The 581-nt window shown below is 42.2% G+C and carries 1 protein-coding gene; it reads right to left on the reverse strand.

From position 1 onward, the window contains the following. Positions 1 to 173: 173 nt before the first annotated feature. A partial coding sequence (locus R8O11_RS29755) for a glycine zipper 2TM domain-containing protein (RefSeq protein WP_318195197.1) occupies positions 174 to 581 on the reverse strand: 408 nt, incomplete at its 5' end.

Consider the following 581-nt stretch of genomic DNA (forward strand, 5'->3'; position numbering starts at 1 on the left):
TAGGCTTTCCATTAAAAGTTGATAATCCTTTGTGCTCTCAATTCACGCCGTTGTGAGAGCTAAACAATTCTTCGTGGATTCAGACTAACGAAAAAACCAGCACAAAACCAGAGCAAATCTGCGCTAATTTCTGAATAATTAGTCAACGATAAAATTGACGCTAAAACACCCACTCAGTACGCTAAATCTACGCGCACTCCATCATCGAAATATAAAATACGAACTTCATCCCCTCGGCTAAACAGCATATTTTTATCAACATCCTGAATAACGTTGATCAGTTTATCGCCTTTAACTTTAATTAGCAGTTCAACCAACTTATATTCAACTGTGTATTGATAATTACTTTGGTTTTGAGCAACCGCAGCGCCAGCCAGTGCGCCGACCGCCGTTGCTACCTCTTTACCCGTGCCACCACCAAACTGGTTGCCAACTAAACCACCAATGGTTGCCCCTAATAGGGTTTTCCAACCGTTGCTTTTCGATTGCACAACTTCTTGTTGAGTGATGTAACGCACTGAATCTATCTTCCCGTACACCACTTCATTCACTGGTTTTGCGACATTCCTTTGGTACGCTGC

The organism is Vibrio sp. 1288, from assembly GCF_033344475.1.